Source organism: Tabrizicola thermarum, from assembly GCF_003574395.1.
GTDB classification, from domain to species: domain Bacteria; phylum Pseudomonadota; class Alphaproteobacteria; order Rhodobacterales; family Rhodobacteraceae; genus Tabrizicola; species Tabrizicola thermarum.
Genome location: NZ_QMJY01000082.1, coordinates 102,010 through 115,473 on the forward strand (window position 1 = coordinate 102,010; position 13,464 = coordinate 115,473).

Below are 13,464 nucleotides of genomic sequence, written 5' to 3' on the forward strand. Positions count from 1 at the left end.
GGCTCTTGCCGCGCAGTCCGTCAAATCGTAATTCAACGATGATCGACCGGAACCCGACCCCCGCCATGAGGCCAGCATGTCCGAAGACGAGACGGTAGTCACCCTGGCCAAGGCCCTGGCCCACCCCGCGCGCATCCGCATCCTGCGCCTGTTGCAGGCCACGCCGGGCTGCATCGGCGGGACCATTGTCGATGCAGTGGGTCTCGCGCAGTCCACGGTGTCCGAACATCTGCGCATCCTGAAGGCGGCCGGGGTGATTTCCGGCGAGATCGACGGCCCGCGCGTGTGCTACGCATTGAACCCCAGGGCACTGTCCGTGCTGGCCGATTTTGTGGCGTCCCTGAAGGCCGCTGACCGTGATGCCTGCTGCATCCCCGAACCGAAAGCCGCGACATGAGCCTTTTCGAACGTTATCTGACCCTGTGGGTCGCGCTGTGCATTCTGGCGGGACTGTCGCTTGGCGCGGTGTTGCCCGGCGTCTTTGCCGCCTTGGCAAGCCTGGAGTATGCCTCGGTCAACCTGATCGTCGCGGTGCTGATCTGGGCCATGGTCTATCCGATGATGGTGGCGGTCGATCTGGGCTCGCTGAAGGCGGTCGGGCAGCGGCCAAAGGGGCTGGTCATCACGCTGGTGGTCAACTGGCTGGTCAAGCCCTTCACCATGGCGGCGCTGGGGGTGCTGTTCTTCCAGCATCTCTTCGCGGGGCTGATCGACGGTGCCAAGGCCCCGGAATACATCGCCGGGCTGATCCTTCTGGGCGCGGCCCCCTGCACGGCCATGGTCTTCGTCTGGTCGCAGATGACGAGGGGCGATCCGAACTATACGCTGGTGCAGGTCAGCCTGAACGACCTGGTCATGGTGGTGGCTTTCGCGCCCATCGTGGCCTTCCTTCTGGGCGTCACCGATATCGCCGTGCCCTGGGAGACGCTGATCCTGTCCACGGTCCTGTATGTCGTGATCCCGCTGGCGACGGGGGCGCTGACCCGCTCGGCGCTGATCCGGCAAGGCGGGGAGGGCGCGGTTGCCGCCTTCACCGCCCGGATCAAGCCTGCCTCGATCCTGGGGCTTCTGCTGACCGTGGTGCTTCTGTTCGGCTTCCAGGGGCCGGTCATCCTGGCGCAGCCCGTCCTGATCGCGCTGCTTGCGGTGCCGATCATCATCCAGTCCTACGGCATCTTCGCCCTGGGCTATGGCTGGGCCTATCTCTGGCGCCTGCCGCACCGGATTGCCGCCCCCTGCGCGCTGATCGGCACGTCGAACTTCTTCGAGCTCGCGGTCGCCGTGGCCATCGGGCTGTTCGGTCTCAACTCCGGCGCGGCCCTGGTGACGGTGGTGGGGGTCCTGGTCGAAGTCCCGGTGATGCTGTCGCTGGTGGCCTTTGCCAACCGCACGCGGGGCAGCTTTCCGCAATGACCTTCCGTCGGCCCGGCCCTGACGGCGGCCCGCCCGGGCGCTTGCGGGCGAAAGGTCAGGCGGAGAGGTCGGGCACGCCAAGCTCGAAGTGCTCGCCGGGGTAGAACTTCGCCAGCCGGATGTCGGCGGATCGGGCGTGGCCCTCCATGCCTTCCAGCCGGGAAATCCGGGCCGTGGCCTCGGCCAGGGGGCGGACAGCGGGACGTGTGGCGCGCTGCCAGGTGACGGTCTTCATGAACTTGTGCACCGAAAGGCCCCCGGTATAGCGGGCAGCCCCCGAGGTCGGCAGGACGTGGTTCGGACCCGAGGTCTTGTCGCCGAAGGCCACGGTGGTCTCTTCGCCCAGAAACAGCGAGCCATAGGCGCGCAGGCGGTCCAGCCACCAGTCAAGGTCGCGGGCCTGCACATGCAGGTGTTCGGGGGCCTGAGCGTCGGCGACCCGTGCCATGTCCTCGCGGCTGTCGCAGAGGATGATCTCGGCCATGTTGTCCCAGGCGGCGCGGGCGCTTTCGCGGTTGACCTCGGGCAGCGAGGCGATGAGGTCCGGGACGATCTGCATCACGCGTCGGGCGAGAGGTTCGTCGTCGGTGACCAGCCAGACGGGCGAGTTGTAGCCGTGTTCGGCCTGCCCGACGAGGTCATAGGCCACGATCTCGGCATCGGCGGAGGCATCGGCGACGACCATGCTGTCGGTCGGGCCCGCGAACATGTCGATTCCGACCTGGCCGAACAGCATCCGCTTGGCTTCGGCCACATACTGATTGCCTGGGCCGACGAGGATGTCGGCCTTGGGCAGCCCGAAGTGCCCATGCGCCATGGCGGCCACGCCCTGCACGCCGCCCAGGTTCAGGATCACGTCGGCGCCGCACAGGTCCATCGCGTAAAGGATCGCAGGCGGAATGCCGATGCCGGGGCGGGGTGGAGAGCAGGCGGCGATATGGGGGACGCCGGCGACCTTGGCGGTGGTGATGGTCATGATCGCGCTGGCGGCATGGCTGTAGCGCCCGCCGGGAACGTAGCAGCCGGCGGCCGAGATCGGGATCTGCTTCTGCCCCGCCATCAGGCCGGGAATGATCTCGACCGCACAATCGGACAGCGTTGCGCGCTGCGCCTCGGCAAAGCGGCGGATGTTGGCGTGGGCGAAACGGATGTCGTCCTTCAGTCTCTCGGGCACTTGCGCGGCAGCTGCGTCCAGAGCTTCGCGGCTGACGATGATGTCTCCCTCCCATTTGTCGAAGGTGCGGGAATAGTCGCGCACCGCGGTCTCGCCCTCGACGGTGATGCGGGCCAGCATGACCTGCACGAGGTCGCGGACGTCGTGGCTGTCGGTCTCGGGCGTGGTCGAGGCTTGTTTCAGGTAGATCATCATGGGGTCTTTCGGGTCACATCCGGCCCTTCCAGGGCACGAGGCGGCGTTCAAGGAAGCGCATCAGAAGGTCGAAGGCGAAGGCGATGATCGCGATCACGAAGATCCCCATGATGACGACCGAGGTTTGCAGGAACTGGCTGGCCGACAGGACCATGTAGCCAAGCCCCTTGGTGGCGGCGACCATTTCCGCCGCAACAAGGGTTGTCCAGCCAAAGCCGATGCCGACCCGCATCGCGGTCAGGATTTCCGGCATGGCCGAAGGCAGGATCACATGGCGCATCACCTGCCAGCGCGTCGCGCCGAAGGAATAGGCGGCGTGGATCTGCTCGATGGCGGCGGACTTCACGCCGGACCGGGCGCCCAGGACGATGGGGGCGAACATCGACAGGAAGATCAGAAGGACCTTCGAGGTCTCGTCGATGCCGAACCAGATGATCATCAGCGGCAGATAGGCGAGGGGGGGGATCGGGCGGTAGAATTCGATCGGCGGGTCGAAGATGCCGCGCATCACCGGGCTCATCCCCATCGCAAGGCCAAGGGGCAGGCCGATCAGGCAGGCGAGAATGAAGGCACTGAACACCCGGAAGGTGGAGATCGATACATGCTCCAGAAAGGGGGTGTTGGTGAAGCCCTGGTTCCAGATCTGCACGAACTTGGCCAGCACCGACTGGGGCGAGGGCACGAAAAGCGGTTTCACCAGCCCCAGCGCTGTGACGAGCCACCAGACGAAAAGCATGACGAGGACGGAGGCGACCGAGAGCCAGAAGGTGTTGCCCTGGCCGGGGACGCCGTAAATCTCGCCCGGTTTGGTGGCGCGCGCGCGGGAGAGGCGGGCCCGGATCCCTGCGCCATTCGCGGCGGCTTTCGCCGGGGCTTTCGGGGGCGGCGACAGGGTCATTCCAGGGCCTCCTCATCGGCGAAGATGATGTTCAGGACGGTCTCGCGCAGCGCGATGAACTCGGGCGAGGCCTTGACCTTCCGCGCGGGGGTGCCGGACTGGAACTGGCGCGAGAAGGGCAGGTCGAAGCGATGGGTGATCCGGCCCGGTCGCGGCGACATCACGATCAGCTTGGTGCCCATGAACAGCGCCTCTTCGACGCTGTGGGTGATGAAGAAGACGGATTTGCCCGTCTCGCCCCAGATCTTCAGGATCAGCTCCTGCGCCTTTTCCCGGGTCAGCGCGTCCAGCGCACCGAGCGGTTCGTCCATCAGCAGCACTTTCGGGTCGCAGGTCAGCGCGCGGGCGATGCCGACGCGCTGCTGCATCCCGCCCGACAGTTTGTAGACCGGAGAGTTCTGGAAGCCGTCGAGGCCAAGAAGGCCGATGTAATCGTTGGCGGTGCGGGTGCGGGCCTCCTTGCCAACCCCTTGCAGCATAAGCCCGAAGGCGACGTTGTCGAGGACGTTCAACCAGGGCAGCAGCGCGTGTTTCTGGAAGACCACGGCGCGGTCGGCCCCGGGGCCGGAGACGGCGCGGCCCTCCAGCGTCAGGCTTCCGGTCGTGGGTGACAGGAACCCCGCGATCAGGTTCAGAAGCGTGGATTTGCCGCAGCCCGACGCGCCAAGCGCCACGACGAACTCACCTTCGGCGATGGTCAGGTCGATCTCGCTGAGCGCGGCCACCGGGGGGCGCCCGTCGGCGGCCGGGTAAATCACCGAGACATGGTCGATGTTCAGGCTCACAAGGCGCGGTCCTTCAACGATGGGCTCCGCCCGGACCCTGGGGCCCGGGCGGAGAGGATCGGGTCTACTGCGCCGCGGCGGCGGCGTAGGTCGGGTTCACGAAGGCCGAATAGTCGTCAAGCGCGGCCTCGATCCGGCCCGCCTTGACCAGGAAGTCCGCCGTGGTCTTGATCTTGGGCGCGGCTCCTCCGAGCCAGGCCTCGCCGATCTGCTCGGCCATCGGCAGGAAAGTGAAGCCTTCGAGGATGCCGGGAACCTGGGCCGGGTCGGCACCCGTCGCGGCGGCAAGCGCCTTCACCTCGGCGCTGTCGGCGGTCCAGGCGGCGGGGTTTGCCAGATACATGCCGTTGACCTTGTCCACGGCCTTCAGGAAGGCCACGATCTTGTCGGGGTTCGCCTCGGCGAAGGATTTGCTGACCACCCAGCCGTCATAGGTCGGAAAGCCCCATTCGGCGGTCTGGTCCGCACCCACGACCAGCGTGCCGGTCTTCAGGATCTCGGACTGTACCGGCTGCCAGATCCAGGCCGCGTCGATGGTGCCCTGACCCCAGGCCGCCGCGATATCGTCGGGCTTCATCCCGACGATATTGACGTCCGTCTCGGCCAGTCCCTCGTGCTGAAGCGCACCCATCAGCGAGTAGTGCGCAGTCGATCCGATCGGGACGCCCACGGTCTTGCCCTTGAGGTCGGCGACCGAGGCGATGCCCGAGCCTTCGCGGGCGATCAGCGATTCCGCCTTTCCGATCACATCCGAATAGGCGATCAGCTCGATCTCCAGGCCGGCGCTCGTGCCGATTGCGATCGGAGAGGAGCCGAGTTCCGACAGCACCACGTCGCCCGAGGCCATGGCCGCGATCACGTCGGTCCCGGCGTCGAACTTGCGCCACTCGATCTCCCAGCCAGTGGCCTGGGCCAGCTCGTCCGAGGTGGACAAAAGCTGCATCGGCGTCGGGTTGCCGAAATGGCCGATGATGACCTTTTCGGCCAGCGCCTGGCCGGCAAGAAGGGCCGTGGCAGCGGCGCCAAGAAGGAAATGCTTCAGTTTCAGGCTCATGGTCGTCTCCTCTGTTGGTCGTTGTCGGTTCTTATCTGTCCCCGTGCGTCCCGTCGGCGGCGAAGTCCCGGATCGCCGCAACCAGCACGTCCAGCGTGTCGAACGCCGTCACCCCGTCCGCCATGGCATCCGCCAGAAGCGAGAACTCGGTACAGGCGATCATCTGCACCTTGGCACCCCGCTGCAAGAGCGCATCCGAGGCCGAGCGCAGCGCAGAGGCGGCTTCGGGCCCCGGACCTGCTGCCTTGATCCGGCGAATGGCCAAAAGAAGGGCATCTTCGCAGGCAGGGTAGAGCGGCTGCACGCCAGACCGCGCGAGCGGCGCGTCGAACAGGCCGATCCTCCGCACGGCGGGCGAGGCGAGGATGCCGACGCGACCGCCAGGCCCCGCAAGCCGGGCCGCATGACGGGTCGAGAGGTCGACCATGTCGATGAACGGCACCGTCACGGCAGCGCGGATGTCGGCTGCGTAGTGGTGGGCGGTGTTGCAGGGCATGGCCAGCGCCTCGGCCCCCGCCGCGACCAGGCGGCGCGCCATGTCGGTCAGGACCGGGGCAGGGTCCTCGCCCGTCCCTTCGATCAGGCGGCGGATGCGCGAGGGGACCTGGGGGTTCTGGTCGACGATCAGAGGAAGATGGTCGGCATCGTCACTGGCGGGTGTGGCGTCCAGCACCTTCTGCATCAGCAGGATGGTTGCCTGTGGTCCCATGCCGCCCAGGATGCCGACACGCCGCATCAGACCTCCAGCGCCTTCCGGTCCTCGGCAAAGACCGCGTCATAGCCGAACAGGCCCGCCGCACCGCCGGTATGCAGGAAGACCACGCGCTGGCCCTTGCTGAATTGGCCCTTGCGGATCAGGTCGATCAGCCCCGCCGCGCCCTTGCCGGAATAGACGGGATCAAGCAGGATGCCTTCCAGCTGCGCGAACATGGCGATGGCTTCCAGCGTGTCGGCGCGCGGGATGCCGTATCCCTGGCCCACATAATCGCAGTTCGCCACCACATCCGCGCGGGCGACGACGCCGGGGCAGCCGAGCTTTTCGGAGGTCTTCTGGGCAAGGGCGAAGACGTTCGCCTCCTGTTTTTCCTTCGGCGCGCGGACGCCGATGCCGAGCAGCGGAATCCCGGCGTTCAGCGCCTTGAGCCCGGTGACAAGTCCGGCTTGCGTCCCCGCGCTGCCGGTGGCGGTGACGATCTGGTCGATCACGAGGCCCCGGTCGTTGGCCTGGCCCACGAGTTCGAAGGCGCAGTTGACGTAGCCAAGCGCGCCCGTGGGGTTCGACCCGCCGCCCGGGATGATGTAGGGCCTCCGCCCCTCGGCCCGCAGACGGTCGGCCAGCAGCTCCATCTCGGCGGCCATGTCCACGCCCCCGGCGCGGCGCGAGGTGGTGGCACCGTGAAGATGGTCGAGCAGCACGTTGCCGTTGCCGTTGTAGTTGGGATCGTTCGACCCGGTCCGGTCCTCCAGCAGGATATGGCAGGCCAGCCCCAGCCTGGCCGCAAAGGCCGCGGTCTGGCGGGCGTGGTTCGACTGGGTCGCCCCTTGGGTGATGACGGTATCCGCGCCCTGGATTTCGGCCTCGGCCATGAGGAATTCCAGCTTGCGGGTCTTGTTTCCGCCGGTCGACAGCCCGGTGCAGTCATCGCGCTTGATCCAGATTTCAGGCCCGCCAAGTTCTTTCGTCAGCCGGTCCAGCCGTTCCAGCGGGGTCGGCAGGTGCGCCAGGAAAATGCGGGGAAACCGGGCGAGATGCATGGGGCGCGTCCTTCATAACTTGCAGATGCCATGATTCAGTCAGGACCTGCGCAATTGCAAATGCGAAATTGACGCGATATCTTGCAGATATTGCAAGTTGGAGGCGCCGATGCGGCTTGAGTGGCTGGAAGACATTCAGGCCATTGCACAGACCGGGTCGTTCAGCGGGGCGGCAGAACGGCGGAATCTGACCCAATCGGCCTTCTCGCGCAGGATCCGGCAGATCGAGGACTATGTGGGCGTCGAACTGTTCGACCGAAGCCGCAAGCCGGTGCAGCTGCGCCCGATGACCGAGGCTCAATCTGCCCAGATCGAACAGATCGTGGCAGCCCTGCGCCAGCTGGTGGTCGACCTGCGCCGGGGTGATCGGGTGGCCTCGAACCGCATCGTCATTGCCAGTCAGCACTCGCTGACGACCTCGCTTGCGCCCCGGATCATCCAGGGGATCCGGTCCGGCGGGCAGGAGGTCTTTGTCCGGCTGCGCTCGGCCAACCTCGACGACTGCTTCGGCCTTCTCCTGTCGCGGTCGGCGGATCTGGCCGTCGTCTACGGCCTTCCGGGAGAGGCGGCGTTTCCGGGCGAGTATCTGGAGACGATCGACCTCTGGTCCGACCGGCTGATCCCGGTGCTGCGGCCGGACCGGGCCCAGGCTATTCAGGCCGGCCTAGGCGAGTTGGCCTATGTCGCCTATCCGCCCGAGGTCTTCTTCGGCGGGATCATGACCCAGCGCATCCTGCCTGCGCTTGATCCCGGCTGGATTGCCGTGCCTCGGGCCGAGACCGCGCTGACGCTGGCCGCGCTCGAGATGGCGGCAGAGGGTGTTGCCCTGGCCTGGGTTCCGGCGACCCTGGCCCGGCTCGGCATCGCGCAAGGGCGGATCGCCGATCTGTCCGATGTCCTGCCAGGCTCGCCCTTGTCCGTGCGGGCCGTCCGTTTGAAGGGCGCCCGCGCTCCGGCCGAGGAGGTGACGTGGCACCACATCCTGTCGCTGCGCGAGAGCGGCCCGCCGAACCTTGCCGGATGACAGCAGGCGACGGGCAACCTGCCTCTGCGACAAGCGAGGCCACAGCCGCCGTGGCCGGATCGGGATCATTCATGATCGACCGAACGATTTGCTGCATGGCGCCACCCGCTGCGACAGAAGCGCAGGGACCTTTATCTCTGCCGTCGCCCTGACCGCGACGGTGATGTTTTCCTGGGGCAGGTGGCGGAAGCGGTGGGATTCGAACCCACGGTGGGGTTCCCCCCACGCTGGTTTTCAAGACCAGAGCCTTAAACCACTCGGCCACACTTCCATGCACCCCGCGCGGGACCGCCGGATGCCGGGGTGGGCATAACCGGCGCGGCTCGATTCTGAAAGGCCGTCGGTCTCGCCGAAAGATGGCGAATTCCGCTGATCGTGAGGGGGGCCTTGTGCCTGTGCCCTTCCCACCGCTTGCGCAAGGCAGTATGCTGACCACAAAAGACAGGCGTGACCTGTGGGACAAGGGGCGAAAAGGCCCCGGCGGGATGGCCGGCACCACGGGAAGGAAATGGGTGAAGCGCGGCGCTACAGACCGCGCGGTTCTGAGGGCGGAACATGGCAAGAGCGGGACTTCGGGTCACGATTTTCGGTCTGGCGGCGGCAGGTCTGCTGATGGGCTGCGTCGACGGTGGCGGCAATGCGACGGCCAGCGATGGGCCCGGCTTGGCAGCGGCCCCGTCCAGGAAGACGGGCGGCAGCCGCGATGTCGAGGCGCCCGAGGTCTTCCAGGCCACCGACAGTGCGCTGTGGGACGGGCGCCCCTCGCTGGGCGGCATCTGGGTCGCGGCGCCCGACGCCCGGAACCCCGAGCGGGTGCTGATCTTCAACCCGGCGACCGGCAAGTCCGTCACCGGCGCGCTGTTCAGGCGTGAACGCGAAAACCCCGGCCCGCGGTTGCAGCTGTCTTCGGATGCGGCCGAAGCGCTGGGAATCCTCGCCGGTCAGCCGACCGAGATCCGCGTCACCGCCCTGCGCAAGGTCGAGGAGAAGGCAGAGCCCGAAGTCACCCCCCCCGAAGTCATAGCGGCCGGGGCGGCCGGGGCGGTTGCGGCGGGTGCCGAGGGCAAGCCCGCGGCCGATCCGGCGAAGTCGGGGACGGGTGAAGCTGCGGCGATCGCCTCTGCGGCGCTTGCGGCCGTTGACGGCAAGAAGCCCGCAGCGGGTTCGACCGCCGCTCCCGGTGCTGCGGCCGATCCGGCTGCGGGGGCCGCTGCGGTCGCCGCCGATGGTGCCGCAACCGCGGAAGGCGAAAAGCCCATGCGCAAGACTTGGAAGGAACGCCGGGCCGAAGCCAGGGCCGCGCGCGAGGCGAAGAAGCGGGCAGCAGCCGAGGCCAAGGCCGCAGCCGCAGCCGCTGCGGCTGGGGCCGATGCTTCGCTGACGGCTGGCGCTGAGGCCGCCACACCGGCTGCGCCCACTGCCACAAGCGGCGCCGTGGCGCCGATCGCTTCCGCCCCGCTGGATGCGCGCGACCCGAATGCCGTGGCGGCCAAGCCGAGCCCTGCCTCCAAGCGCAACACGGTTGGCGACGCTGCTGCGTCAGCCCCCGCACCGGCGCCCGCAAAGGACGCCCCGGTTGTCGCCGCCGGCCCCGTGCGCCCGATCCAGGTGGCGTCCTTCTCGAAAGAGGACAACGCCCGGCGCGCCACCGAGGCCCTGGCAAAAATCGGCATCACCGCGACAGCGCAGAAGTCCGAGAAGGACGGCAAGGCGGTCTGGGGCGTCGTTGTGCAGGGTGACGAGGCCATGCTGAAAAAGATCAAGGACGCCGGCTTTGCCGACGCCTATTTCCTGAAGTGATCCTGGGAAAGACCCGATGCTGAACCGACTGCGCCCTGTCCTGATGAGCCTTGTCCTGGTGCTGGCCGCGCTTCCGGTCCGCGCCTTCGAGACGGCCGCGACCGCCGCCTGGGTCTATGACATGACGACGGGCACGGTCCTGATGGACAAGAACGCCGACCAGCCCGTGCCACCGGCCTCGATGTCGAAGCTCATGACCATCAACATGCTGTTCGAGGCGCTGAAGGACGGGCGGGTGACGATGGACACGCGGTTTGCCGTATCTTCCCGCGCCAAGGCGATGGGCGGCTCGACGATGTTCCTGCAGGAAACCGACCGTCCGACCGTGAACGAACTGATCCATGGCATGATCATCAACTCGGGCAACGATGCCTGCGTCGTTGTCGCCGAAGGTCTGGCGGGGACCGAAGAGGCCTTTGCCGCCCAGATGACCGAACGGGCGAAGGCGCTGGGGATGACGGCATCGACCTTCACCAATGCCAGCGGCTGGCCCGACCCGGGGCACCGGATGTCGATGCGCGACCTTGGCATCCTTGGCAAGCGGCTGATCGAGGACTTCCCGGAATATTATCCGATCTTCTCCGAGACCGAGTTCAACTACAAGGACCGCGCCCCGGCCAATGCGCGCAACCGCAACCCGCTTCTGGAGCTTGGGGTAGGGGCCGACGGGCTGAAGACCGGCCACACCTCCGAGGCGGGCTATGGCCTTGTCGGCTCGGCCAAGCAGGGCAACCGCCGGATCATCTTTGCCATCACCGGCCTGCCCAGCGACAAGGCCCGCGCCGAAGAGGCCGAGCGGATCGTCGGCTGGGCCTTCCGGCAGTTCTCGGAAAAGACCGTGGTCAAGGGGGGCGTCCGCGTGGCCGAGGCCGAGGTCCACCTGGGGGCTGCCAGGACCGTAGGCCTTGTTCCGGCCGAGGACGTGCGTCTTCTGGTGCCCGCCCTGGTGCAGGACAGCGTGACGGCGGAAGTGATCTACAACGGCCCCCTGATCGCCCCCGTCGCGAAAGGCGCGCCAGTGGCCGAACTGATCGTGCATTCCCCCGATCTGCCCGATCGCCGGGTGCAGCTGGTGGCCGAAACCGACGTCGGCAAGGCTGGCTTTCTCGATCGCCTGACCACCGCGGCAGGATGGCTGTACGACCGCTACCTGGGGGCGGCGGCCAGCTGAATGCCGGGCCTGTTCGTCTCTCTGGAAGGCATCGACGGCTCGGGCAAGTCGACGCAGGGCCGTCGGCTGGCCGAAACCCTGCGCGCGCGCGGCCATGCCGTGACGCTGACCCGCGAACCCGGCGGCAGTCCGGGCGCCGAGGAGATCCGCCGTCTGGTGCTGGAAGGGGATGTCGACCGCTGGTCGGCCGAGACCGAGATCCTGCTCTTCACCGCCGCCCGCCGCGATCATCTGGAAAAGACCATCCGTCCTGCGCTAGACCGGGGCGAGATCGTCATCACCGACCGTTTCGCCGACTCGACCCGCATCTTCCAGGGCATCACCCGGGGCGATCTGGCCGACACGGTCGACCGGCTGCACAGTCTGATGATCGGGGTCGAGCCGGACGTGACGCTGCTTTTCGACATCGACCCCGCCGTCGGCCTGTCGCGCGCCAACGCCCGCGCCGGAACCGAACTGCGGTTCGAGGACATGGGTCTGGCCTTCCAGCAGAAAGCCCGCGCCGGGTTTCTGGCGCTTGCCTCCCGCCACCCGAGGTTTCGGGTAATCGACGCCGACGGGACCGCCGACATTGTCGCCGCCCGTGTGCTGGCCGCGCTTGACCCGCATTTGCCCTCTGCCTGACCGATCCGGCCACCTTCCGGCATTGCCGCAACCCTGCCGGATGGTGCTGCCCATTTCTTGTGCAACTGGTCACCCGACGGGCGCATTCGGATCGGGAAAGGCTTTTCCTGCGCCGCAGGCTTTGCTCTAGTCGGGTCAGAACCAGCAGGGGGAATGGGTGAGCCAGTTCAACGAGATGTACGAGGGCACTTCCGTCCGCCCGCCCTATGCGCGGCTCAAGGACTGGGTTGCCACCATGCCCGAGGAGCTCCGCAGCCTGAAACAGGCCGAGGCCGAGGCCCTGTTCCGCCGCATCGGCATCACCTTCGCGGTCTATGGCGAAGGCGGCGACCCCGACCGGCTGATCCCCTTCGACATGTTCCCCCGCGTGTTCTCGGCGTCGGAATGGTCGCGGCTGGAACGCGGCATCAAGCAGCGCGCCCGCGCCCTGAACGCCTTTCTCGTCGATGTCTATGGTCGGGGCGAGATCATCCGCGCCGGTCGCATCCCCGGTCGCCTCGTCTACCAGAACGAGGCCTACGAAAAGGCCGTCGCCGGTTTCGTGCCCCCGAAGGGCGTCTATTCCCATATCGTCGGCGTCGACATCGTGCGCACAGGGCCTGACGACTTCTATGTGCTGGAGGATAACTGCCGCACGCCTTCGGGTGTCAGCTACATGCTGGAAAGCCGCGAGATCATGATGCGGATGTTTCCCGACCTCTTCCGCGAGAACCGCATCGAACCCGTCGACACCTATTCCGAAAAGCTGCGCCGCACGCTCTCCAGCGTCGCCCCCGCCAAGTGCAAGGGCGAGCCGACGGTGGTGATCCTGACCCCGGGCCATTTCAACAGCGCCTATTACGAACATTCGCTGCTGGCCGACCTGATGGGGGTGGAACTGGTCGAAGGCCAGGACCTCTTTGTCGAGGGCGAATATGTCTACATGCGCACGACCGAAGGCCCGCAGCGGGTGGACGTGATCTACCGCCGCATCGACGATGCCTACCTTGACCCTTTGTGCTTCCGCCCCGACTCCATGCTTGGCGTCCCCGGTCTGATGGACGTCTACCGCTCCGGCGGCGTGTCGATCTGTTCCGCGCCCGGGGCAGGGGTGGCCGACGACAAGGCGGTCTACACCTATGTCCCCGACATGGTCCGCTTCTACCTGGGCGAGGAACCCATTCTCCAGAACGTGCCCACCTGGCAATGCGGCAAGACCGAGGACCTGAAACACGTCCTGGCAAACCTGCCCGATCTGGTCGTCAAGGAAGTCCACGGCTCGGGCGGCTACGGGATGCTCGTCGGCCCGAAATGCACCAGGGCCGAGATCGAGGCTTTCCGCGCCAAGATCGTCGAAGACCCCGGCAACTACATCGCCCAGCCGACGCTGGCCTTGTCCACCGTGCCCACCTTCGTCGAGGAAGGCATCGCCCCCCGCCACGTCGACCTGCGCCCCTACTGTCTGGTCGGCGAACGGATCGAACTTGTTCCCGGCGGCCTGACCCGCGTCGCGCTGAAGGAGGGATCGCTGGTCGTGAACTCGTCGCAGGGCGGCGGGGTCAAGGACACCTGGGTTCTGGCGGAGTGACAGG

General features: G+C 67.0%; 13 protein-coding genes and 1 tRNA gene. 7 read left to right on the top strand and 7 right to left on the bottom strand.

Features of this window, described 5'->3' with window-relative positions:
- Positions 1-76 precede the first annotated feature (76 nt).
- Together D5084_RS15775 and arsB are read left to right on the top strand one after the other, a co-directional pair.
- On the top strand, positions 77-397 hold the full coding sequence (locus tag D5084_RS15775; protein WP_128516462.1) for an ArsR/SmtB family transcription factor: 321 nt from the start codon (positions 77-79) through the stop codon (positions 395-397).
- Positions 394-1,413: an ACR3 family arsenite efflux transporter gene (gene arsB / locus D5084_RS15780; RefSeq protein WP_128516463.1), complete on the top strand. Its 1,020-nt coding sequence runs from the start codon at positions 394-396 to the stop codon at positions 1,411-1,413. Before D5084_RS15775 ends, arsB begins: the two co-directional genes overlap by 4 nt.
- 55 nt (positions 1,414-1,468) lie before the next feature.
- On the opposite strand, the gene hisD is transcribed toward arsB, so the two are convergent.
- From hisD to cuyA, 6 genes are all read right to left on the bottom strand, one after another.
- Positions 1,469-2,782 carry a histidinol dehydrogenase gene (gene hisD / locus D5084_RS15785; RefSeq protein WP_128516464.1) on the bottom strand — a complete coding sequence of 438 codons (1,314 nt, stop codon included), beginning with the start codon at positions 2,780-2,782 and terminating at the stop codon, positions 1,469-1,471.
- Positions 2,783-2,795: 13 nt separating this feature from the next.
- Entirely contained in the window at positions 2,796-3,680 is an 885-nt protein-coding gene (locus D5084_RS15790; RefSeq protein ID WP_128516465.1) for an ABC transporter permease subunit, read from the bottom strand.
- A complete protein-coding gene (locus D5084_RS15795; RefSeq protein ID WP_128516466.1) occupies positions 3,677-4,465 on the bottom strand; it encodes a taurine ABC transporter ATP-binding protein in 789 nt (262 codons plus the stop codon). The genes D5084_RS15790 and D5084_RS15795 overlap by 4 nt, the downstream gene beginning before the upstream one ends.
- A gap of 64 nt (positions 4,466-4,529) precedes the next feature.
- Positions 4,530-5,519 carry a taurine ABC transporter substrate-binding protein gene (locus tag D5084_RS15800; RefSeq protein WP_128516467.1) on the bottom strand — a complete coding sequence of 330 codons (990 nt, stop codon included), beginning with the start codon at positions 5,517-5,519 and terminating at the stop codon, positions 4,530-4,532.
- A gap of 31 nt (positions 5,520-5,550) precedes the next feature.
- Positions 5,551-6,255, bottom strand: a complete 705-nt coding sequence (gene cuyB / locus D5084_RS15805; protein ID WP_202910074.1) for a cysteate racemase — start codon at positions 6,253-6,255, stop codon at positions 5,551-5,553.
- Positions 6,255-7,274 carry a D-cysteate sulfo-lyase gene (gene cuyA, locus D5084_RS15810; RefSeq protein WP_128516469.1) on the bottom strand — a complete coding sequence of 340 codons (1,020 nt, stop codon included), beginning with the start codon at positions 7,272-7,274 and terminating at the stop codon, positions 6,255-6,257. Before cuyA ends, cuyB begins: the two co-directional genes overlap by 1 nt.
- Before the next feature lie 109 nt (positions 7,275-7,383).
- Here cuyA and D5084_RS15815 point away from each other — a divergent pair, with 109 nt between their 5' ends.
- Complete coding sequence (locus tag D5084_RS15815) at positions 7,384-8,298, top strand: LysR family transcriptional regulator (RefSeq protein ID WP_202910075.1); 915 nt, start codon at positions 7,384-7,386, stop codon at positions 8,296-8,298.
- 181 nt (positions 8,299-8,479) lie between these two features.
- Here the strand turns inward: D5084_RS15815 and D5084_RS15820 are convergent.
- A tRNA-Ser gene (locus D5084_RS15820) sits at positions 8,480-8,569 on the bottom strand.
- A 284-nt stretch (positions 8,570-8,853) separates the two neighbouring features.
- Here D5084_RS15820 and D5084_RS19000 point away from each other — a divergent pair.
- The 4 genes from D5084_RS19000 to D5084_RS15840 all read left to right on the top strand — a co-directional run bounded on the left by D5084_RS19000 (position 8,854) and on the right by D5084_RS15840 (position 13,460).
- Positions 8,854-10,098, top strand: coding sequence for an SPOR domain-containing protein (locus D5084_RS19000; RefSeq protein WP_128516471.1), 1,245 nt, complete (start codon positions 8,854-8,856; stop codon positions 10,096-10,098).
- 16 nt (positions 10,099-10,114) lie between these two features.
- Positions 10,115-11,269: a D-alanyl-D-alanine carboxypeptidase family protein gene (locus D5084_RS15830; RefSeq protein WP_128516472.1), complete on the top strand. Its 1,155-nt coding sequence runs from the start codon at positions 10,115-10,117 to the stop codon at positions 11,267-11,269.
- Entirely contained in the window at positions 11,270-11,893 is a 624-nt protein-coding gene (gene tmk / locus D5084_RS15835; protein ID WP_128516473.1) for a dTMP kinase, read from the top strand.
- Between the two features lie 175 nt (positions 11,894-12,068).
- Positions 12,069-13,460 carry a circularly permuted type 2 ATP-grasp protein gene (locus D5084_RS15840; RefSeq protein WP_128516561.1) on the top strand — a complete coding sequence of 464 codons (1,392 nt, stop codon included), beginning with the start codon at positions 12,069-12,071 and terminating at the stop codon, positions 13,458-13,460.
- The last annotated feature ends 4 nt before the right edge of the window (positions 13,461-13,464 follow it).